The organism is Acidovorax sp. 35-64-16, assembly GCF_002281195.1.
Taxonomy (GTDB): Bacteria; Pseudomonadota; Gammaproteobacteria; order Burkholderiales; family Burkholderiaceae_C; genus Acidovorax; species Acidovorax defluvii.
This window is the reverse complement of record NZ_NCFM01000025.1, coordinates 1-21,690: the sequence shown is the minus strand read 5'-3', so window position 1 is coordinate 21,690 and position 21,690 is coordinate 1. Positions and strand designations below refer to the sequence as shown.

General features: G+C 59.2%; 18 protein-coding genes. 7 read left to right on the top strand and 11 right to left on the bottom strand.

The window, feature by feature from the left end; all coding sequences use genetic code 11:
* Positions 1 to 3: 3 nt before the first annotated feature.
* The 7 genes from B7Y64_RS14055 to B7Y64_RS14025 all read right to left on the bottom strand — a co-directional run bounded on the left by B7Y64_RS14055 (position 4) and on the right by B7Y64_RS14025 (position 9,268).
* Positions 4 to 792 carry a UPF0149 family protein gene (locus B7Y64_RS14055; RefSeq protein ID WP_008903077.1) on the bottom strand — a complete coding sequence of 263 codons (789 nt, stop codon included), beginning with the start codon at positions 790 to 792 and terminating at the stop codon, positions 4 to 6.
* 643 nt (positions 793 to 1,435) lie between these two features.
* Positions 1,436 to 4,600, bottom strand: a complete 3,165-nt coding sequence (locus tag B7Y64_RS14050) for a DEAD/DEAH box helicase family protein (RefSeq protein ID WP_291329187.1) — start codon at positions 4,598 to 4,600, stop codon at positions 1,436 to 1,438.
* An 83-nt stretch (positions 4,601 to 4,683) separates the two neighbouring features.
* Positions 4,684 to 5,214, bottom strand: a complete 531-nt coding sequence (locus B7Y64_RS14045) for a DUF6036 family nucleotidyltransferase (RefSeq protein WP_291329185.1) — start codon at positions 5,212 to 5,214, stop codon at positions 4,684 to 4,686.
* Positions 5,211 to 5,510: a hypothetical protein gene (locus tag B7Y64_RS14040; protein WP_139285382.1), complete on the bottom strand. Its 300-nt coding sequence runs from the start codon at positions 5,508 to 5,510 to the stop codon at positions 5,211 to 5,213. Before B7Y64_RS14040 ends, B7Y64_RS14045 begins: the two co-directional genes overlap by 4 nt.
* 362 nt (positions 5,511 to 5,872) lie before the next feature.
* Entirely contained in the window at positions 5,873 to 7,090 is a 1,218-nt protein-coding gene (locus B7Y64_RS14035; protein ID WP_291329183.1) for a restriction endonuclease subunit S, read from the bottom strand.
* Between the two features lie 152 nt (positions 7,091 to 7,242).
* The gene (locus B7Y64_RS14030) at positions 7,243 to 8,985 is read right to left on the bottom strand and encodes a class I SAM-dependent DNA methyltransferase (protein WP_291329181.1); all 1,743 of its coding nucleotides are present in this window, start codon (positions 8,983 to 8,985) and stop codon (positions 7,243 to 7,245) included.
* A gap of 61 nt (positions 8,986 to 9,046) precedes the next feature.
* Complete coding sequence (locus B7Y64_RS14025; RefSeq protein WP_086928568.1) at positions 9,047 to 9,268, bottom strand: helix-turn-helix transcriptional regulator; 222 nt, start codon at positions 9,266 to 9,268, stop codon at positions 9,047 to 9,049.
* A 148-nt stretch (positions 9,269 to 9,416) separates the two neighbouring features.
* On the opposite strand from B7Y64_RS14025, the gene B7Y64_RS14020 reads away from it, so the two are divergent.
* From B7Y64_RS14020 to B7Y64_RS13990, 7 genes are all read left to right on the top strand, one after another.
* Positions 9,417 to 9,656: a hypothetical protein gene (locus B7Y64_RS14020; RefSeq protein ID WP_026437435.1), complete on the top strand. Its 240-nt coding sequence runs from the start codon at positions 9,417 to 9,419 to the stop codon at positions 9,654 to 9,656.
* Positions 9,649 to 10,920, top strand: a complete 1,272-nt coding sequence (locus tag B7Y64_RS14015; RefSeq protein ID WP_086926343.1) for a site-specific integrase — start codon at positions 9,649 to 9,651, stop codon at positions 10,918 to 10,920. Before B7Y64_RS14020 ends, B7Y64_RS14015 begins: the two co-directional genes overlap by 8 nt.
* A 122-nt stretch (positions 10,921 to 11,042) precedes the next feature.
* Positions 11,043 to 11,660 (top strand): hypothetical protein, encoded by a 618-nt coding sequence (locus B7Y64_RS14010; protein WP_139285381.1) that lies wholly within the window; start codon positions 11,043 to 11,045, stop codon positions 11,658 to 11,660.
* A 21-nt stretch (positions 11,661 to 11,681) separates the two neighbouring features.
* Positions 11,682 to 11,936: a hypothetical protein gene (locus B7Y64_RS14005; protein ID WP_139285380.1), complete on the top strand. Its 255-nt coding sequence runs from the start codon at positions 11,682 to 11,684 to the stop codon at positions 11,934 to 11,936.
* 13 nt (positions 11,937 to 11,949) lie between these two features.
* The gene (locus B7Y64_RS14000; protein WP_232476454.1) at positions 11,950 to 12,624 is read left to right on the top strand and encodes a hypothetical protein; all 675 of its coding nucleotides are present in this window, start codon (positions 11,950 to 11,952) and stop codon (positions 12,622 to 12,624) included.
* Between the two features lie 61 nt (positions 12,625 to 12,685).
* Complete coding sequence (locus B7Y64_RS13995) at positions 12,686 to 13,057, top strand: hypothetical protein (protein ID WP_232476455.1); 372 nt, start codon at positions 12,686 to 12,688, stop codon at positions 13,055 to 13,057.
* Positions 13,058 to 13,559: 502 nt separating this feature from the next.
* Positions 13,560 to 13,781 (top strand): type II toxin-antitoxin system HicB family antitoxin, encoded by a 222-nt coding sequence (locus B7Y64_RS13990; protein ID WP_066785945.1) that lies wholly within the window; start codon positions 13,560 to 13,562, stop codon positions 13,779 to 13,781.
* Between the two features lie 47 nt (positions 13,782 to 13,828).
* Here B7Y64_RS13990 and B7Y64_RS13985 read toward each other — a convergent pair whose 3' ends face one another.
* The 4 genes from B7Y64_RS13985 to B7Y64_RS13970 all read right to left on the bottom strand — a co-directional run bounded on the left by B7Y64_RS13985 (position 13,829) and on the right by B7Y64_RS13970 (position 21,160).
* Positions 13,829 to 14,605 (bottom strand): hypothetical protein, encoded by a 777-nt coding sequence (locus tag B7Y64_RS13985; protein WP_086926340.1) that lies wholly within the window; start codon positions 14,603 to 14,605, stop codon positions 13,829 to 13,831.
* Positions 14,598 to 17,324, bottom strand: a complete 2,727-nt coding sequence (locus B7Y64_RS13980) for a site-specific integrase (RefSeq protein ID WP_139285379.1) — start codon at positions 17,322 to 17,324, stop codon at positions 14,598 to 14,600. The genes B7Y64_RS13985 and B7Y64_RS13980 overlap by 8 nt, the downstream gene beginning before the upstream one ends.
* Positions 17,321 to 19,351 (bottom strand): hypothetical protein, encoded by a 2,031-nt coding sequence (locus B7Y64_RS13975; protein WP_086926338.1) that lies wholly within the window; start codon positions 19,349 to 19,351, stop codon positions 17,321 to 17,323. Before B7Y64_RS13975 ends, B7Y64_RS13980 begins: the two co-directional genes overlap by 4 nt.
* Positions 19,352 to 19,975: 624 nt before the next feature.
* Positions 19,976 to 21,160 (bottom strand): ATPase, encoded by a 1,185-nt coding sequence (locus tag B7Y64_RS13970; RefSeq protein ID WP_066785869.1) that lies wholly within the window; start codon positions 21,158 to 21,160, stop codon positions 19,976 to 19,978.
* Positions 21,161 to 21,690: the final 530 nt, after the last annotated feature.

Here is a 21,690-nt window from a genome sequence, read left to right as displayed (position 1 = left end):
GGCTCAGTGCAAATCGGCCGCAGCACCACAGCACTTCTTGAACTTCGCCCCGCTCCCACAAGGGCACGGATCATTGCGCCCCACCTTGGGCTGCATCGACTTGGCCACCTCCCGCTGATAGACAGCGAGCCGAAGTGGCAGCCAGTGAGCGTGCATGTCCAGAACAGCCGGCGGGATTTGTTGAGCCAGCTCCGATCGCATGGCCGGTGTTCGGGTGAGTTCGTCCTGATCCACGCAATAGTCGTCTTCGCCCAGCAGGGCAATGGGTCTGAACCAAACTTGCCCTTGGGGAGTGGACAGCAACGGTTGCCAGTCCTTCCAGCAAAGCCTCATCCCCTGGACAAAGCCGTACGCCCACGATTCTGCGTCGTCGTATTCACGCTCGTCACCGTCGTAGGCCATCGTTGACCAGCACGGGCTGATCTCCCGGGGGTCATCCCCCAGGCCGGCAATGATGGTGTTGAAGTGGCGCATGACCAAGCCCAGCATGTGGTTCAGCTCTTCGACGGAACCCATCGGAGGCATCATCTCCTTGGTACCCCAGATCTTGGGCAGCCATTGCTTGGGATGTACGGTCGTCGGCCCGACCGCAATGGCGTGCAAGAACCCATCGACCATGTCCATGGTCATGCCTTCTTCCGTGTCAACGCCGAACAGCAGAAAGTGGTCGAGTTCTTCGAACTCTTCCTCGGACAAGGGAGCAAATGGGTCTGTCATCAACTGAATGTGAAATGCGGCGTTGACCCAGATTCTCGCGCGTCGCAGACCGCACCACGCCGAGAGAACATTCATTGCCTCAACGGGCACCCGAGTGCAAGGGCGTGGTCAATAGAGCGCTTACTTTCAAACCGCATGGCGACAGGCTTTTGGTCTTGCCGAGTTCAAATATTTCAGTATCGAAATTGTACGGATGGGTCTCCGATGCATGTGTATCTCACCCTGAGGCTGACGCTCAGCTGCGGTATGCGATTGGGCTCGGTCAGTGGCTGGTGAGGTGTCGGTCTTGCGGCGTCAACGCAAGTGAGAAGGACATGTCGGCGGACGAGCTCGCCTTGCGCTTGGTCTGCCCCAAGTGCCGCCTGGAGACTACGGTCAAGACATTACCGGCCAGGAGCATGACGTCGCACTATGTAGGCGGGCGCTCTGGGTTCGAGTTTTGTGGTGGTGTGGAGGTGAAGCTGCCTGGCATCAGCGAGGAGTGAGCAGGGTTATCGGCTGTTGATTTCCACGCCGAACTGACTCGCTGGGGCTTTTGATCGACGAATGACCGCTCTAAGTGCTTGCGGTCATCCAGATCCTAGCCCTTGATGTCCGGGATCAGCCTGAAGCGGAAGTTCGCCCGTAAGACATGAAGCTTGCTCTTGGCCATCACCTGCCAGCCCCATAGAAATCAACTCCACTGAGCCTAGTAGCGTTTCACGAGCGCAAGACATGGCTACTGAGCATTGAATCTGTTGCCCCCCCGCTCCCTCAACACCTCATACAACTGCGCCGGCCCCAGCAAGATGGCCTTGAGCCCGGAGCGCACCCGCTCGCTGTCCAGCGCCTGTTTGCTCATGGTGGTGTAGGCATCAAAGGCGTCGATGATGGCGTCGGTCAGTGCGCTGTCCAGGTCGGGTGAGTTGTCGAACTGGCCCTTGCTGTTGTTGCTGGCCTGTTGCACCAGGATGTCGGACTCCAGCAGTTTGCCTTTGACGTGGTTCACATACACCAGCCGGTCGTCGTCGCTGAGTTCGCCGTCGAACAGGTCGTTCACCTTGGCAACGATCTCTGATAGCAGCACTTTCATCTTGTCCTGCACCGCGCCCGCGCCGGTGTCGGTCAGGGGCTGCAGCTTGTAGTCGCCGTCGGTGTCGTGCAGCGCCAGGCTGCGCTGGCCTTGCTCCTTCAGCCGGTGGTGGGTCAGCACCACCTTCGACAGGTCCACCCCTTCGCGCTCCCGGCCGAAGTCCAGCAGGGGCAGCAGGCGCTTGAAGAAGATGGCGCGCTTTTCGATGGCGGTGTTGCCGTAGTCGAATACTTGGCCCAGGAAGGCGTACACGCGCACGAAGGTGCCCAGGTCGCGCTTGAACAGGGTGAGGGCCGCCAGTTCATCCTTGGCGGCTTGTGCTGCCGGGCCGTCTGGGATAGTGCTGGCCTCTGCATCCTGCAGGTTCTGCCGCGCCGCCTTGTAGCGCTTGAGCAGCCGGTCGGCCACGGGCTCGATGGCGGCCACCAGCATGGCCTGCGTGGCCTTGGGGTTCATCTCGGCCAGCACCACGCGCTCGACCTCGAACTCGTCGTAATGGCCCGAGGCATCGAGCTTGGCGCGCAGGTCATAGACCAGATGCGGGTCGGTCACCCCGGCCAGCTCGGCGGTTTCGTAATAGGTCTTGAACGCTGCCAGAACATCGTCGGGCTCGTTCACAAAGTCGAGGATGTAGGTCGTGTCTTTGAGGCCGAATGGCCCGCTGTAGGCGCGGTTCAGGCGGCTCAGGGTCTGCACCGCCTGGATGCCGCCCAGGCGCTTGTCCACGTACATGCCGCACAAGAGCGGCTGGTCAAACCCGGTCTGGAACTTGTTGGCCACGAGCAGGATTTGGTATTCATCGGTGGCAAACGCCTCGCGCATGTCGCGGCCCTTGAGGTTCGGGTTCAGCGCGGTGCTGTTCTCCGACACCGGGTCAGGCAGGCTCTGCGGGTCGTTTACCTCGCCCGAGAAAGCCACCAGCGCGCCCAGTGGGTAGCCGTTGTCCTGGATGTAGTTCTGGATGGCCAGTTGCCAGCGCACCGCCTCTTGCCGGCTGCCCACCACCACCATGGCCTTGGCGTGGCCGTCGAGCAGGGGCTGCACGTTCTCGCGGAAGTGCTCCACCACCACCGCCACCTTCTGGCTGATGTTGTAGGGGTGCAGGCGCACCCAGCGCATCAAGCCCTTCATGGCCTCGTTGCGCTCAACCTCTTTCTCGTCCCACTCCTTGCCGTTGTTGGCCAGCTTGAAGGCCAGCTTGTAGGGCGTGTAGTTCTTCAGCACGTCGAGGATGAAGCCCTCCTCAATGGCCTGGCGCATGCTGTAGATGTGGAACGGCGCGGGCAGGTTGCCCGGCCCGGCGGGCTGATCCGGCTGCGGGCGGCGGCCAAACAGCTCCAGCGTCTTGGCCTTGGGCGTGGCGGTGAAGGCCACATAGGTGATGCCGGTGTCTGCTCTGCCGTTGCTCGCCCGGGTCGCCATCTGCGCCGCCAGCAGGTCTTCGGTGCCCACCTCGCCCCCATCGGCCAGGTCTTTCAGTTCTTCAGCGCTGAGCAGCTGCTTGAGCTTGGATGCGGCCTCGCCCGTCTGGCTGCTGTGCGCCTCGTCGGCAATCACGGCAAAGCGCTTGCCCTGCGTGGCGGCCAGCTCCTGCACGGCCTTGAGGGCGAATGGGAAGGTCTGGATGGTGCACACCACAATCTTCTTGCCGCCGCCCAGTGCCTCGGCCAGCTCGCCGCTCTTGCTGCCCGCGTCACCCTTGATGGTGGCCACCACGCCCTTGGTGCGCTCGAAGTCGAAGATGGCCTCTTGCAGCTGCGCATCGAGCACGTTGCGGTCGCTGACCACCAGCACGCTGTCGAACAGCTTATGGTTCTGCGCATCGTGCAGGTCGGCCAGAAAGTGCGCCGTCCAGGCAATCGAATTGGTCTTGCCGCTGCCCGCGCTGTGCTGGATCAGGTATTTATGCCCAGCCCCCTCGGCCAGCACGGCGGCCTGCAGCTTGCGCGTGGCATCGAGCTGGTGGTAGCGCGGGAAGATGAAGCCCGTCACCTTCTTCTTGCTGTCGCGCTGGGTGACGAGGTAGCGCCCCAATATCTCCAGCCAGCTATCGCGCTGCCACACCTGCTCCCACAGGTAGGCCGTGCGGTGGCCTGCGGGGTTGGGCGGGTTGCCCGCACCGCCGTGATCGCCCTGGTTGAAGGGCAGAAAGCGCGTGGCGGGGCCTTGCAGGCGCGTGGCCATCATCACTGTGCGGTTGCTCACGGCAAAGTGGACCAACGCACCACGCGGAAAGTCCAGCAATGGCTCGGCAAACGGCCGGCCCTTGGGTTTGGGGATGCGGTCAAAGCGGTACTGGTCCACCGCCGCGTTCATGTCCTGCGTGAAGTCGGTTTTGAGCTCCGCCGTGGCCACGGGGATGCCGTTCAAGAACAGCACCAGGTCGATCACGTCATCGTGCCCGGTGCGGCACTGGCGCACCACGCGCAGGCGGTTGGCGGCGTAGCGGGCCTGCAAATCCGGGTTCATGGCCAGCGCGGGCTTGAACTGCGCCAGCTTGAGCGGGCTCTTGAGCCCCAGCAGGTCGATGCCCACTCGCAGCACTTCGAGCGTGCCCCGGTCGTCCAGCGCCTTGCGCAGGCGGTCCAGCAGCATGGCCGGGGCCGCTGCGCCGTGGTTCTTGACCAGCGCCTCCCAGGCTTGCGGCTGCGTGGCCTGCACCCAGGCCAGCAGGTCGGCGGGGTACAGGGCGCGGGGGGTGTCGTAGCCGCTGGCGTCGCCCTCGGTGCCTGGTTCACCGTAGAGCCAGCCCTGCGCTGCTAGGTGGTTGCAGATGTCGGTCTCGAACGCGATTTCGTTGTGCAAGCTCATGGGCTGCAGGTTCCTTCCGATGCTGTTTGTCTCATTGGGACACCGTGACTGCACTCCATGCCTGGCCTTGGATGCAGCGGGGGTCAGGTGAGCTTCAATGCCTTGCGATGCCGCGCCATCCTTTTGCGGGCAGCGGGCAGCTCCCCTTCCAATGCCGGTGCGCTCGCAATCCGGCGTTCAATGGTGTCCATGTCGAGGAGCCCACTTTTCAGTCCAGCGAGCAGCCAACGCAGGTCGCGTTCTTCGCCGCGCATGTACTTGGAAACCGCCACATCGTCAGGCTGCACAAAAAAAGCCTTCACGTCACCGAAATCCAGCGGAATCAACCTCTCCTGCCAACCCTCCGGGAACGAGGGCAGGCTGGGGGATACCGGGTCCAGGTAATAACCGAATTCATCCTCGAAAGCAGAGCCCTGGCCCAGTGCCTGGGCCAGATCGTAGGTGCGCTGGGGGTCGTTCTTCAGATAGGTATCCACGTCAATGGACATCACCATCGTGCGGGGTGGGTCGCTGACGGCGCCCAGGATGGAGAGCGAGCCAACGATCACGAAGTCTGTGTGGTGAACGATGGCTTTGGCCTGCGTCAGCAGTGCATGAAGCTGTTCGCGGTTCAACGCAATTCCCGCAGCAAGAACGAAAAGGGCGTGTTCTGCATCATTCCCAGCGAGCGGCGCTCCGACGCTTCCAGCACTTTCTGCTTGTAAACAGCACTGTCGCCCGAGCTCACCACACCAGACCAAAACCGGATGTAGTAATCGCTGCACAGGCGGCCCTGTTTCCACAGCCCGATGCGCTGGCGCGCATGTTGCAGGATCTCATCCTTGCGGTCTGACTGCAGCTGCTCGTAGACATAGCGGTGCAAGGACCGCAGCGCTTCGTCCTGCGCTTGCTTGCCTTGGCGTGCTTGCATGTTGGGCGCTTGCATGAAAAACCTTGGGTGAGGGACCGTCTGGAAATGAGATGACTGAATGGTAGCAGGAGGGCTGTCAGAGGGCGTTTGCGTGGAGGCGCCTTGCTGGACAGCGCCCGCAGAACTTGGCGTCGGCGTTGCGCCCGAACAATCGGGGGGAATTTTCAGCGCCAGGGGATTTTTCTCAGAAATGCGGGGATGGGCGATTTATTTCTCAGTTTCCTGGCCGCCGGTTCACTACCCATCTGCCCATGCAAGGGCGCTATGGCGGTCCGTTCTGTTTGTTGCTCATAAGGCGACGATGGTTGCCTTGAAGGCTTCATGCGGCAAGGGGATAGGGTGGGTTTGAAGCAAAATTGGCCTCAAGCGCTTGCTGGATAAGCGCTGGCAGCTACTGAATCAGGAGCATTTGCGCTGCCCGCCAGCCCGCGCACGTCGATCTGGCCGGTGACGGCGGCGGAGATCAGGGCGGTGCGGCGTTCTTGCAGTAGGGCGATGGCGGTGCGGGCTTCGGCTTCAAGGTTACCAAGCCTCGTTGTTTCGCTTGTCAAAAACGAGGCCAATGCGTCTTGTTCTGCGCGGGGTGGCTGGGGAATAACGAATTCGACAGCGTGGTTGATATTGAACTGCTGTTGCGCCGCACCGTACTGAACGATCTCAACCTGATAGCGCACCACACGGCTGTTCATCACGAAGCACAGCCAATCGGAATTGAATTCTCCCTGTCGAACCAACATCACAGATGCGCAGTTGCCTCCTTCACACTCCGGCGGAACAACTGCGGTGATGCCTGGGGCTCCAACGCGGACCGTGATCAGGTCACCTGCCTTCAAACGAGTCTTCTCATTGCGCTGGCTGTCTTCAGGGGAAATCCTGCGAGAGGATATGTGATCAATTCGGCCCTCGGTTACGTTGCCGCCATAGATGAAAGGAAGTCCTTCGTCGCTAAGGTATTCAGAGGGATTCACCACGATGCCTACTGTTTGCTGAGGCGAAATTCTTTTTAGCGGTAGAACTTCCCAATGCGCCGGCACCTCCCCCAGCCACTCCACGCCCGAGTCCTTCATCGGCACGTTCGGGTCCAGCCCCTTGGTCACGGCGTGGGAGATGACGGCCTGGCGCTTTTCCTGCAGCAGGGCGATCAGCTTTTCCTGCTCGGCCACCAGCGCGTCGATCTTGGCGGTTTCGCGGTCGAGGAAGGTGGCGATGGCGGTTTGTTCCTCTATAGGTGGAAACGGTGCCCGAAACGAGCGCAAATCATCCATGTTCAGCACGCGCTGTGCAGAACCAACGCAGACAAGGTCAACGAACCGTGTGAAGTTGTCAGACGAGAAGACCCACACCAGCCACTGGGGTAGTAGATCTACATTTGGAAGCAGGCGTGCCAGCGCTCTCGATAAATTGATTCCGTCTAGAGCTTCAGGGATGACAAGTGCGGTCCCAATCGTTCCAACGACCGATAGAACAACGTCCCCGCGACGAACGATGGTGCGTTGGAACTCATCGGAAAGGCGTTCGCTGATCGTGGCGAGAGCTGACCTATCGGGAGTCCCATTCGCGAGGTCCATGATCTTGAGCATGGGCACGCCATCTGGATCAAAGTCTGGGACCAAAACTCCGTAGCAAGGAGGTGACTGGAGTCGATGGCCTGTCCCGCAGATGGTCCAATGCGACGGCACCTCCCCCAGCCACGCTACCCCGCTGTCCTTGTACTCCGGGTATCGCGGAAAGCTCATGCCGACAGCCCCTTGATCATGTCCAGGATGCGGTCGGTGGTCTGCTTCAGTTCTGCATCAATCTCGGCCAGCGGGCGCGGGGGCTTGAAGACGTAGAAATGCCGGTTGAACGGGATTTCGTAGCCCACCTTGGTTTTTTCGGGGTCGATCCAGGCGTCGGGGGCGTGGGGCAGCACTTCGCGCCGGAAGTATTCGCCCACGTCTTCGGTGTAGGGCACGTTTTCGGTGTCGCGCAGGCTGGCGTCGGGCTGGGGCTTGCCCTTTTGCTTGCCCTTGACGCCCAGTACCACGTTGCCCGCTTCATCGCGCAGCGGGCGCTCGACGGTGATGGCGTGGTAGCCAAAGGCTTCGTTGTCGAAGATGCGGCTGATGGGGGTGCCGTCGTGCTCGGCCTCGGCAAAGTCGCCAAACAGGCGGGTGATGCGCTCGATGTGGGCGTCGCTGAGTTCTTTGCGCTTGGAGCCGAGGCTCTTGCGCATCTTCTGCCACATGCCGCTGGCGTCGATCAGCTGCACCTTGCCCTTGCGGGCCTCGGGCTTGCGGTTGCTGATGATCCAGACGTAGGTGCTGATGCCGGTGTTGTAGAACATATCGGTGGGCAGACCCACGATGGCTTCACACAGATCGTTCTCCAGCACGTAGCGGCGGATTTCGCTCTCGCCACTGCCCGCGCCGCCCGTGAACAGCGGCGAGCCGTTGAGCACGATGCCGAAGCGGCTGCCGCCCTCTGATGTGGGGCGCATCTTGCTGAGCAGGTGCAGCAAAAACAGCATGGAGCCATCGGACACGCGGGGCAGGCCGGGGCCGAAGCGGCCGTTGTAGCCCTGGCTTTCGTGCTCTTTGCGCACTTCCTTCTCGACCTTCTTCCACTCCACGCCAAAGGGCGGGTTGGACAGCATGTAGTCGAATTTCTTGTTGCCATGGCCGTCGTCGCTGAGGGTGTTGCCAAAAGCGATGTTGCCCACGTCCTGGCCCTTGATCAGCATGTCGGCCTTGCAGATGGCGTAGGACTCGGGGTTGAGCTCCTGGCCAAAGACGGTGAGGCGCGCCTGGGGGTTGTGCTCGGCCAGGTATTCGCCCGCCACGCTGAGCATGCCGCCGGTGCCTGCTGTGGGGTCGTAAATGGTGCGCACCACGCCGGGCTTGCTGAGGATGGCGTCGTCTTCAATGAAGATGAGGTTGACCATGAGCCGGATGACTTCACGCGGGGTGAAGTGCTCCCCGGCGGTCTCGTTGCTGATTTCAGCGAACTTGCGGATCAGCTCTTCAAACACCAGGCCCATCTGCATGTTGCTGACCACCTCGGGGTGCAGGTCGATCTGGGCGAACTTTTCAGCCACCTGGTACAGCAGCCCGGCCTTGGCCAGGCGCTCGACCTGGGTGTGGAATTCAAAGCGCTCGAACACATCGCGCACCGCGGGCGAGAACGCCTGCACGTAGCTGAACAGGTTCTGCGCGATGTGGTCCGGGTCGCCCCGCAGCTTTTGGAGGTCGAGCGTGGAGGTGTTGTAGAAGCTCTGGCCCGCCTTGCGCAGCAGGAAGGGCTCGGGGTTGACGCCCTGTGCCTGCTTGGCGACCAGCTCGGTCAACACGGCGGGCTTGGTCGATTCGAGCACGCAGTCGAGGCGGCGCAGCACGGTGAAGGGCAGGATGACCTTGCCGTAGTCGGATTGCTTGTAGTCGCCGCGCAGCAGGTCGGCCACGGACCAGATGAAGGCGGAGAGGGTTTGTTGGTTCATTGATGGTGGTTATACGCAGATCTCTGAGGCAACTTCGTGTTGTGCCGCAGGGGACGGGTTGTCATTCTTGGTCCGACGTACTGTCTGGGACGTATTCGAACAATTCACCTACCGGAACGCTGAAGTAGCCACACAAGGTGTTGATCGCATCCAGATCAACTCGTGTAGCCGTCTCCTGGTAGAGCAGCGTGATGGTGTTCCTATGGAGACCAGTGTCCCGCGCAAGGTCGCTGATCTTGAGCTTTCGTTCTCCCATAAGCCTGGACAGGTGACACTTGATCAAGACATTCTCCATGTAGAAATATCGCTCAGAACGACAAAAAGTCATTGACAAGGGCGATTTCGCGCTCATAATGCCATCCAGGATGACAAAAAAACGCAGTGCGTGACTTTTTTGAATCCTGATTGTCCACCATTGCAAGGAGAGAGAAATGACATCGTGTACCTATCTGACCACTGACGAGTTGTCAGACCGCATCAAGTACGACGCACGGACCATCCGGGACAGGCTCAAGGACAGCGTCCTACTTGAGGGTCGGCATTACATCCGCCCTTTCGGTGGACGCAAAACTCTCTATATCTGGGAGCACATCGAAACAGACATGACTCAGTATTCGGCCGTATGTGCAGAGGGCATACCGCTGGCCAATGGAGGTGTGATTCATGGGTAGTATCCGCCGCCTGGAAAGTAAAGGGACGCTGTTCCTGGACTTCCGATATGCGGGGCAGCGGCTGCGGGAATACACCACGTTGCCCGACACCTCAGCCAACCGCAAGCGCTTACTGAAGGTGCTGGAGCGCATCGAAGGAGAAATCGCCCTGGGCGCCTTCGATTACCAAAAAACCTTCGGCAAACCCTTGCCTGCCGTGGAGACAGACCCCCCGCAGGAGCCCATGCTTGCCGGGCCTGCACCAGGCGCGTTGAAGCAGCCTCCCAGCACAACCCCGCTGTTTAGCGACTTCGCCGAGGTGTGGTTCGTAGAGGCCGAGGTGACATGGCGGCGCAGCTACAGCATCACGCAACGCGGTGCACTGGACAAATACCTGATCCCCTTTTTCGGGGACAAGGAGGTCGGCCAGATCACCAAGGCAGACGTACTGGCATTTCGGGCTTCACTCGCCAAAGTTCCCGCCCGAAAGTCCAGCAACACCCTATCCAACCGACGCATCAACTCCATCATGAAGCCTTTGCGACAGATCCTTAACGAAGCGGCCGACCGGTTCGAGTTTACGTCCGCCTTCCGCAATATCAAACCCTTGAAGATGAAGCGCAGCGATGTCATGCCCTTCACGCTGGAGGACGTGCAGCGCATCCTGTCCACCGCGAGGGCGGACTATCGCAACTACTTCACCGTGCGCTTTTTCACAGGAATGCGAACCGGAGAGGTGCATGGTCTCAAATGGAAGTACATCGATTTCGAGCGTCGGCTCATCCTGGTGCGTGAGTCGATCGTGCTCAACGAGGAAGACGAGCTCAAGACGGATGGCAGCATGCGCGACATCCAGATGAACGAGATGGTGTTCGATGCCCTGCAGGCGCAGTTCAAGACTCGGCACCCTGACTCGGAGTATGTATTCAGCTTGCGCAGTGGCAAGCCCATTGATAACCAGAACTTCCTCAACCGGGTCTGGGCGCCGCTGCTACGTCACCTGGGGTTGGAGCACCGCAGGGCCTACCAGATGCGGCATACGGCGGCAACGCTGTGGCTTGCTGCCGGGGAAGCGCCGGAATGGATTGCGCGACAGTTGGGTCACACCAGCACCGAAATGCTGTTCCGTGTCTACAGCCGGTATGTGCCCAACCTGACGCGCCGGGACGGCTCTGCCATGGAGCGCTTGCTCAAGCAGCACATCTCGTTAGCGCCCGTCACGGGGAACGTGACCCCCGTGATCCTGGCGCTTGAGGCTTCACCGGCAGTGGCAACCACTACCTAACCACATCGCTTTTTTGAACCTACGCCAAGTGCCCGACGCGCAGGGCAGGGCGGAGCCTTGCCTGCGCCCACCCTGTAAGCCCGATTGGCCGAATCTGCACTTCGAGTGCCAAGGAGTTTCATATGACCGCATCACTTCACTTGCATCGAAACCGTAACCGCATCTCCCTCCGCACGCTCATGTCGGAGCGCGTGCAGCAACATGACTGCGACGTGATCACGCAATATCGCGACGAGATCTACGCTCGTATGCCCGATGCTGCACAGGGCGCGCTGAACGCATTCATTCGCAATCTTTTTGGCGATGATGGCCTGGTGCGTGCCTATCTTCATCCCGTGGCAACTCCTGCGGGAGAGCCGGCGACCATGCCTCTGGACCTTTGCGAACGCGCCGCAAACCAAGCGAGCCGTTACCCGAGACTGTTGCACCGCCACGAAAGAGAGTTGGCAGCAGTCGCCGCCTTTGTGCAATCCTGTGGCTACTATTGGTGTGCCTACCAACAAGTCCTGGGGCGGCCTGCTGCCCAGAATGCCGAAACCATGCGCTTCTATCGCAGCCGCATAGCCTCGGCACACAAAGCGTTACTGGAAGAGCCCCTCAGGCAACTGCGACGCTGCCACGCGGATCTGGGATACACACTTGCTCAAGTGCTGGGGATGGAACATGACGACACGGCTGACCCGCAGCAGGTAGCGCGTATACAGGCTGCGCTTGGCAGTGTGATGATGCAGATGCCTTAGCTATCAATCAAGGTGCACAAAATGAGAGTTCATGAATTGATGTCGACACCGTTCGTCGCGGAACTCATTTGCGACCGCTGTGGAACGCAGGCGCGACACGATGAGGGCGATGGCCTGAACAACTTCCTGCAGCTGGGGTTCGACGCGGGCTGGGGATCGCCCCTGGGCGATGGAACGCGGGTGGATATCGATCTTTGCCACAGTTGTTTGAAGGAAACACTGGGTCCCTGGCTGCGCCTGTCGACGTCTGCCTGGGCCTTAGCACCCAAGGGTTGACCAAGGAATCCACATGAGAAATCCGCATTATGAGTATTTGGGTAGGCGCATGCGTGAGTATCACCGCATGCAACAGTGGCGTCTTTCAGATGGCGGTCTGTTCATCCCGCACGCCTACTGGAACATGGGGCCTGAAAGTCTGTCGTATTGGGATGACGTGGGTTTCATCCTCAACGGGCGGCGCATCATCGTCTGGTGGCATCACCCTCGACACATCTATGGGGAGGCTATTTCTTCCATGGCTTGGGACGAGGCGGGTGACGGCCCACGGGATGACTGGCTCTTTGAGGGCGGGACCAAAGGCTACAAGATGGTTGGCAAGTCGAGCAAGCGGAAAAAACTGAGCAGCTTCACCAGCCGCGCACCTTCCGAGGCCCAGACACAGCACTACGCAAAGCTTCAGAAAATTGAAGAACGGCTGACCCGGGATGGGATTGACTTGGAGGTTCGGCCCTCATGGAAATGGGAGCGTCTCAGTTGGGCGATGGGTGTCAGCCTTGTGGCACCGTTTGAAGTAAGAAATGAAAAGGAGCTGGCAGAAGTGGCGCACTTGGCCCGAGAACTCATCTTGCAGAAAACCACCTTGACCCAAGAGTTTCCGGACTTTGTATACGACAAAGCAAGCTGGCTGCGCGAGCGGGCCGTACTGGCTCCCGCCCACCACACTGCCCCTGAAGTGAAGGCCTGAAGAGGCTTGAATGGACAGGGCAGTACCGGCTGTATGGCGAAGTAGTACGCAAGGAATTGATATGACGATTGACCGTGCCAGCTATCCAGGCGTGCCGGATGATTTCCCGGTGACTGCGGTTCCCTCTGCCATTGGAGGCGCCCAGCCGAAGATGAGCCTCGTTGAGGAAGATGGAAAGTTCTATGCGCCAGGTACTTCGCCCTCAGAAGTCGTGGCAGCCTTTCAGATGTGTGACGACCTGGTCTCGCAGATGGTTCCGTACTGCCAGCGAAAGCTGCCCACCTTTGAAGGGGGCCAGGAAGCGACGGTGAAGACTGCGTTAAAAGGTCTTCTGGCCAAGCGATGGTGCACAGATGCGCAGTGCGTATGGATCATGCGCAGGGTTGCGCGAGAGCTGCAGTGGCCAGTGGACGAAAGCGCTTTGGGCGTCTGAACGCTTTGGCTCGTTACCCCGGCGCTGTTGATCGAAGACCATGTGTTGACGCAAGGTGCGCTTCGCGCTGGCACGCTCATGGGATTTACCGACGAAGTGCTCTCCAATGCCATTGGACTGTAGCTCAAGACGATTTTAAGGTTGGACGCAAGACTGCAGGATCTTTGTGCGGGCACTGCAAGTGGGCTCACTTGAAGTCGGCTGTGCAGCGGAGGACTAAACCGCTCGCGCGGTAGACCGCCGCGAAGGCCCTGACGCAAAGTACACATCGCGCCCCTGTCTATGTTGGCGAGTGAGGCAACCCATGCTGGTGCGCAGGCGTTGATCGGTATCGCATGAGATCTGCTTGGCAGTTCTCTACAAGATGAAAGGAATATGCGCCATGGTGGGCTTAATTACCCTATGCCTTATCGGCGGCGTGATTACCTGGTTCGGCATATATGTGGCCACGAGCCAAACGCAACCTTCTGGCCCCTGCGCCGCCAACTACACGTTGGAGTGCATGCGTGACAACGACGGACGGTTTCTGGCCGAGGTTGTCCCGGAGCTGCCGGGAGCACGTGCCTTGGGAGCCACGGCTGAAGATGCCATGGCGAAGGCCCAGGCCGTAGCGTTGCGCGTTCTGGCCGAGCGGTTGGAGCAAGGCGAGGTCACGCCGCGCGCCATCCGCATCGAACTCCGCGTACCCGCAATGACGGTGGATGCCCCTGCCACCCCAACGTAAACATTACCCGAAGGCAAAGGCACAGATTCGAGCGCTCCTCATGTATGTCAACAGTCATCGGGCGATTCAATCATCCTAAGAAAAGACAAATTAACGGTTTGGCCTATCCGATTGACATAGCGGCATGCGTCAACCTCAACGAGTGCTCGTGACTCCATGGATTCCAGGAGAATTTCATACAGAAATGGATGCTCCAGCGGAAGCCAGTGAAGCTGGATCTGCTTGCTCTTGGTCTTCAGTTGCGATCGATGTTCCTTGGTCGGCTCAATAACAGCTTTCTCGCGACCTACCATGTCTACACGAAAGCGAACGGAGACGGGGTCGGGAAGCATTGTTCTTCGCGATTGGTAGATTGGATCCACAGAGATAGTCACGCCATCGCTGGTCCGGAAGCTCGTGGTTTCTTCCCGGTCCGTAAGCAGGCGGATCAATGCTGGCGCAGTGGTGCGTATGGCATCAATGAAGTCATCAGGGCTCAAGCCCGTCGAGGTAGACAATGTTCTCAGGTGCTTCAATGCGTTAGTCGCTTGCATGACGGTTCCAGCGAGAAGCGGATCCTCGGTGGAGGATGCTGAGTAAGGCGCTTTTCTGTCCTCAAAGAGCCTGCGCTGAAGACTGTCACAGCAGGAAACCACTAACCACTGGTCAAGTTTGCCCGGGTCTACCTCCAGAGAGTAGTACAGGCGGTCCTGTTCAGACAGCTGCCCCAAGACCGTGTTCATCGTGTTCTGCACGAGCATGATCTCCCGCTGCTCCTTGGCGGGATCTCTGGCCTTTTGCACCGAGTTGATGAACACCCGAAATATTTCTTGGTCCTTACTCATGCGCATCCATTCCAATCATGCCGTGCCATACGGCCATGGAAAACATAAGGCCATGAAAAGATCCCATGCGCAATCTGGCGGAAGGGCAAGGCTTGGATGTTTTGGTGAAAGGCTTTCTTGAGATCAGCATGTAGGGAGGTTGTTCGAGTTTCCGTTGGCGAACCCCTTCAATCGTGACGGAGGTTCCGAAGTACTGTCCTAGCTGATCTTGCGCACTTCTGGCTGAATCACTGCGCACAGTCGTAGCGCGAGAATGAGGATCAGCAACATGCTTCATTGGAACTCGAAGGACAATGCAGCTGCCAGGAACGGAGCCGTCGCTCAGCCAACGCAAAAGGTCGTCGGCCGATCCATCGGGTCGCAATGCAATGCTTTGCCCATCGCGGCAGTGCATCCATGAGCGCACGGCATTGCGCTGTGCAAACGTAGGAGCAATGTTTTGAGGTGCCAACTTTTGCCAGGAAGGTTCATCGGTGACCGTCGGCCGAATATCGCAATCCATAAAGATCTGAAGTAGCCGTGCAAGTTTGATCACCCGCGTGGCATGTTCGAGGATCAGGCGGCGACCACGGACACTTCCCAAGACAAGAAGCTGGTTGGCGATCAATACAGCACGATCGATCACTTCCAAGACGGTGGCCAAAGGGACACTGCAGCGAGAAGCCACAGCCTCGACTGGTATGCCAGTGTGAAGATCGCAGAGGATCTTGCGTACATGCATCAGGCCGATTGACGCTATTGGTGGCGGCGGCAACGCCGCCAGCAGAGATGGGGGCGGCGCTTGGCGTACAGCCAGCCCAGTGGATGTCTCGAAGAGACAAGACCACAAGAATTCCGCTTTGTTCTCACTGCGTTGTTTAGCCTTTCGCAATGCGGCAGCGGAACGTCCGGTCCAGAAGGCTGCGACTTCAGCGGTAAGTGGCCTCGTCTGCCAATAGCTGTTCAGAGAGCAGCGCAAGGCCATGTCGGGTCGGTGGAAATAGTGCTGCAGGGTTGTCGGAACTTGGGCATGTCCCACCTCAGCGGCAACTTTTTGCAACCAGGAAACGGGGCTTGGACGAGAAGAAGGCTGATCCAGCTGATGGATGATGTTGCGGTTGACCCATGCGTGCCGCAGCGTATGGAAGGAAACTGATTTGTCGCCGCAGACTTGCTTAAGAGCGCGGTTGACCAGTCGGCTGCAGGCGGCAAACATGTAGGTGCGATGGCTGCTGTGGGGATCTCCAAACAGCAGAGCAGACTTGCCATGTCTGCCCTCTTCTTCACTCTTCCTGCGCTTGATCCAGCTGGCTACGCACGCCACCCACGCCGGCTCGCCGAAGCTGCGCATCCATCGCTTCGCGCTGTAGCTTTTACCTTGATGCTGCCCTCGCCGAGGGTGGTATCGGAGTTCGATGCCTTCTTCAGTGATGACGAAGTCCTCTAGGCGTAGGGCTTGTGCCTCGCCGATGCGCAGGGGAAAAATAGCGGCAAGAGCCAGCAGCGCTTGCACACTGGCGCAGATGCGTGCATCGCTGCTGGCAGTGAGGGCAAGTTCCAGGGCCCCGTGGATTTCTTGGGACCAGACCGTGTTGGCGTGCACTACCGTGGTGTTTCCGTCACCCGAAAAAAGTACCTGCGCCATCGGCGGGGCGCCAAATGTCTGGATGCAAAACTGATGGAAGGAGGCAAGGGCCGGGCGTTGTGGGTCGCTGTTAACGGCATGCTTCAGTGCATCGAAGAAGGCGATCCACTGTTCATCGTCCATGTGAACTGCAGAGCACGGGCATTGAGTGTAGTTTTCGGAGATGAGCCCCGCGGTAGCGCTGACGTAGCGAGAGATTGTTGCGACGGAAGGATTCTTCAGGCGCACGCTGCCAACGCTAAGCAGGTGGTGCACCCACAGCAGGACCAGCGCATCGCCTTCTGTGCCTTGGCGTGCAATCAAGTCGGCGGTCATGGCCAACCTGCTGTACAGGCTTGTTCGCCAACGCTGATCAGAAAGCCGGATGTCTGTTGCCTGGTTGGGTAGAGTAAACAGGTCTTGAATCTCCTTCAGGCACCGAGCGCGGCGGTTGATGGGCGCCTCCATCTCAAGGAGTATTTCCAATGCTCCGTCGTGGGAGGGACTGAGAGCATCATCATCTGCAGCATCCCGCGTTTCCCAGTGCACGTCCTTTTGTCGTAGGTTCCATCGCGTAAGCACATCGCGGGGCAGTGCCGTGATGGGAATACTGCCCGTGAGCATCCCCAGACAAAAATTGGGGATGTGCTGATGTAGCCAGGCCAGCGCGTCGTGGAAGATGAGATGCCAGAGGTCCTTGCCCATCTGGGATTGGGCCATTGGGTAGTTCTTCAGCAATACTTGATGGAAGGAGTCCAGGTCCTTCTTGGGCAACGTTCCACTGGGGACTCGGAACAATGCGATGCGCGTGCGTGGATCGAGCGCCCGGCTATGCAGACGGTCCTGTTCATCGGACCATTGGACGTAGTGGCCGTCACAGGTGGAGTGCGATGACACCAAGGCATGAAGGAAGTTCGATAGCTCTGCGGATGAGCCCATGCCTTCGTAGAGGATGGCGCACAAGATCAGGGCATGCGAAGGCGCGAGTTGGGTCACCAGCCGGTCGGCCGATCGAATAAAGCTGTCGAAGCGAGCGACCCCGCCGGGAGCGCTGAAGGCCGGAATCAGGACTGGATTTCGTTTTGTTGTTGTCCAGGGTTGTGACAGAGATGTCATGGAGCGATTTCCTTGCTCAGGCCGGACCTGGGTCGGATGTTCAGCTCCAGTAGCACTTGGTCGATGCCTGAAATAAGGCGTTCGGTGCTGTGGTACTTGACGCGGTTGGAATTCAGTTCGTGCGTTGAGATTCCCGGCGAGAAATGGCGGAGCCAGTCTTGGATATCCTCGAATGGCATGCCCGCATCCAGCAAAAGATCCGGCAGAGAATGGCGACCAAAGTCCCGGTTGAGCTGGCTGGCTGGGCCTGTGAAAAGGACATCTGAGCTCAAGGGGACGGGGGCGCCATGCGTGTCCAGCAAAAAAAGCATGGGCAAGTTCTGGAGTTCCCTGATCTGGCGGATGAGTTGAAAGGCGGCCGAAGAGCCGGGGGCTTGCAATTTCAATAGCCGCTTATCCAGCGCGGCGATGTGCGCGTGCCAAAGCTTGAGCTGCTCGGAGAGCGCTGCTGGGATGGGGATCGGTGTCGTGCCTCGCGTGGCACTCAAGGGCTTGTCTTCCATCAAGCCGAAGGTCGTGGTGCTGCTCCAAACGCTCGCACGAAAGTCGATAAGGCGGCGGTCGCGGCCTCCGACGACAAACTGCATCAAGAGGCCGACGTAACGCGCGCACGCGTTGTGGTGCTCGATCAATGATGGCAACGAGTACCTGCGACCACACTTTTTCGCGAGCAGTTCATCGCCAGCGCTTGCAAATACTTCTTTGATCCAATCCGCCGATGGTGTCAGGCGGGAGCCGATGCGGAGGTTGGAGTTGCCACCACTTTGCGGTACTGCTGGCCCCAGGCCGACGGCGTCATAGAAGTCGGAGCAGGCCTGCCAGATCTCGCGCTCGCGTGGGCAGACGTAATGGAGATCGGATTTGTTTACCAGTTCAAGGGCAAGAGTCGCGTAGGCAGAGATATCACGCCTGTCGGTGGTCGCTAATGAAATCGATCGCGCGGAGTTCATCAGTCCGGCCAACGAAGCGCTGTGATGAACCCCCGGCAACGAGATTTTTTTGCGGCTGGTTGGTTTGTTAATGCACAGATCGGCGAGCGTGCGCAACTGGCTGTTTTGCGTGTGGGCCTCTCGCAGCATGGTGGCAACACCCTGCGGCAGTGGGCGCTTCAGGATCAGCGTGGACGCTTGATGCCGCGGGCTTGAACGTTTACCAAGACCTGCCAGTGCGAATGACAAGTCCACGTATGTTGAGCCTGCAACCGGATCGATCCAGGCCATCCAGCCTTGTCCGCTTTCTCCGGAAACCAGTGGTATTCGCTTGCCGAGGTTTAGGCCGAGGCCAACGCATAGGCAGATGAGGGTGACCAGGTCATCAGAGTGACCCTGCTGTGCTTGGTCGAGAAGAAGGACGACGGTGCGTGTGAGCTCGCTGCGGCTGAGTGTTTGGCCGGTATCTACGGCCTGGCGCTCGGTTTGACGTAGGGAGCTCAGTCGATTGGAAAGGCAGGAGGTCACCGCTGCGTTAAATGACAGTTGCGCGCTGTTCGTGGAGCAGGAGTGCAACGCCAGCAACTGCAGGAGCTTTTGATGTGCTTGCCCTTCAAGCTTGGTGACCTCCGCTTCGAACTGCTGGTTTGTCAGGATCTCGTCGTGTGATTGTTTGATGAGCTTGCGCAGTTTTTGAACGAAGCTCTTTTCTATGGAGGCTTCTTTCAGGAGGGCCGCGACTAAATGCTTGCCGACCAAGCTCTGGAGTCGATGCGCGTAAGGAAAGCTCGCAGATACGAACCACGCCCAGGCTGGGTAATCGCTCGCGAGGCCGAGCATTGCATTGGGCTGAGCAATGCAGGCGCCTGAATCGTCGCTCAACTTGCCAAGCAACGAGATATGTTGCGCGAGATGAGATCCGGCAGCGGGAACTTCGATCAGCAGTGCCGTCAGGCAGGTCAAGGTATTTTTAGCGACTAAGCCGATGCCCGGTTGATGCGGTGGCGCCGGAATGATGCTCAAAAGCAGTCGCGCAGCATCAGGCCCCTCCACGGCAACGGAGGTGTGAGCGAAAACGAAGGACGCCGGAATAGTCATAGCAACTCCATAGAAAAAGCCGGGCCGAGAAAGGGGGGAAGGGCCATGTAGGCGCGCGCGGATGCACCTCGATCGGCGCCAGCCGAGGTGTCGGGCATCAAGGGGGGCGGCGTGACGCCGCTCGTGATGTGGCTGCGCCGGCCCGAACGTGGTACGCGTCAGGCGGGCAGCATTGAAGGGGCGCGCGTGAGCGCGCCGCATTGATAGCCCCTAATCAGGGCAACTTTTGGGGCTTGGCTTTGCTGGCCTAATTTCCGGACATCGGAGATCGTTCAGTCGAACGCCCTCCACTGAGGTACAGGACGACCTCAAAGAGACTTTTGGCAAAAAAGCCATCGCGAGCAAAAGCCCACGAAATTTATATCTGCGCAAGCAGAAATATCCGGCCTAGGGGCCTTTTGCTGGGATCGGGCCCAGCTTGTTCAGGGGCCCGCAAGTATTTTTGGTGCGGCGGGCTCACACCAGCAGGCCATAAAGCTAGCTCGCGCTAATCTAGCGGAGCTGATGGCTCTTTGTCAATGCCCATTGAGCGCGTCCGATCAGAAGCTGACTGCCCGGTAACTTTATGCATGTGATCAGCAACTGGTCGATGGGACAAGAGGGCTGTTCCCTTCTGCCCTGTATTCAATCATCATCAAGGGGCAGCACGCCCTGTGGCGGTGTGGGTGGCCACTTTCCTGCGCCGCCGCGCTTTTCAAACCAGCGGTGCATGGCCACGTCTTCTAGCGCGTATTCACCGCGGGCCGACTTCCATACCAACGCGGGCATACGCTGTCGCAAACCCTCCAGCGCCCGCTGAACTTGGGTAGCGTTTACTGGGTGGCCAGTTCTTTCCCGGTAAAAGCGCAGTGCTTCGGCATCGTAAGGGCGGTATCGTGAACCTTGCGTCAGCATGCGCCACAGCACGGCCTGCTCGGTGGGCTTCAGCCCCAGGTAGTCCGACTCCATCTGCGCTTCGTCGTGGGTTTGTTGTTGTTGAGCCGCATCCAGCAATGCCGATTCAAAGCGCCCGGTCAGGGCAGCGAGGGGACTGAGCACCTGGCCCAATGCGGCCATGAAAAATTGCGGACGGAAGCCGAACACTTCAAATGCCTGTTGCAGCAGGGTCTGATCCACCGGTTTGAGTTCGGGCCGCTGCGCCTCGATCAACGCTGCTATGTGGGCAATGAAGTCAGGCCCCAGGGGCGGCATGCGCTGAATCTGTGAGCCGTAAAACGGTGCACCGGCCGTGTTGACCAAGCGCAGCAATTTGTCGCGGTCTGAGCCTGACATCACCAGCATCAGGTTCACCACGCCGGGCTGATTGAGTTGGTCGCGGGCTGATTTCAAGGCAGTCATGGCTGCCTCGCCGGCTTCGCTGGTAAGGGCGTGCTGCGCTTCGTCGATGATCAGCGCGATCGGCTTGCCGGCGTGGTCATGCAGCAGGCGCAGCGCATCGGTCAGGGTGAGTCCATCGATCTTGCCGATCTTGCTGGTGTCCACCTCTAGCCCGCCCACCTTCACCTTGTCCAACCCCGCCTTGCGGGCGGTTCGGGCCACAATGCCCAATTGGGGTTCCAACGCGCGAGCAATGGCTTCGGCGATCAGTCCACCCGGGTCACGTCGCGTATCGGCCCACAGATCCACATACACCACGACCACATCGGCTGCTTCCAGCGCGGGTCGTAAGTCACCTTGCAAAAAGGTGGACTTGCCGGTGCGGCGGGGGGCGGCCAAGAACAGGCCGTTGTGGGCGTCTCCCAGCAGGGCTTTGCCTTGCAGGGCGGCGACTAACTCTTGGGCGAGTGCGGCGCGTGGGAAAGCGATCATGTCAATTATCGGAAATTATCTTGAAAAAGATATTTTATCGTATTTTCGATAAAATAGCATAATTAACGGTGTTCTTACAGTGGCTTTGTTGCACAAGCCCAATTGTGCGAACTGGTATCAGCGCACCGGCGAAGGGCGCAATGAGCGAGTGGCGCTTGCATTTGAAGGCTGCTTCAGGCTGATCCCAGTCACTGACGCTGCAGCATATGAACGACCGCTGCGACGCTTGGCGGACATTCAAGTGTCGTCATGTCGCTTAACGTCAGCACCTCACTCGGCAGTGGATCCTGCTCTTTCGGTTCGAGTGGCGTCTACCGCCCCTGCTAAGCAGCAGCGCATTGACTGTTTTCGAGAGATTCCTACACATCTTCTTTGGGCGGGTACTTTCACCGGTCGGCGGGTGAAAACACCCTGCTTTCGAAGAACGATAGATGGGGTCTCCTCGTTTTCAGTGCAATAAGTGACGGTACGCAAAGCTAGCACTGGCGCGGGGGTGGTCTGGGTAGACCGTTGATTTCATTGACTTTCCT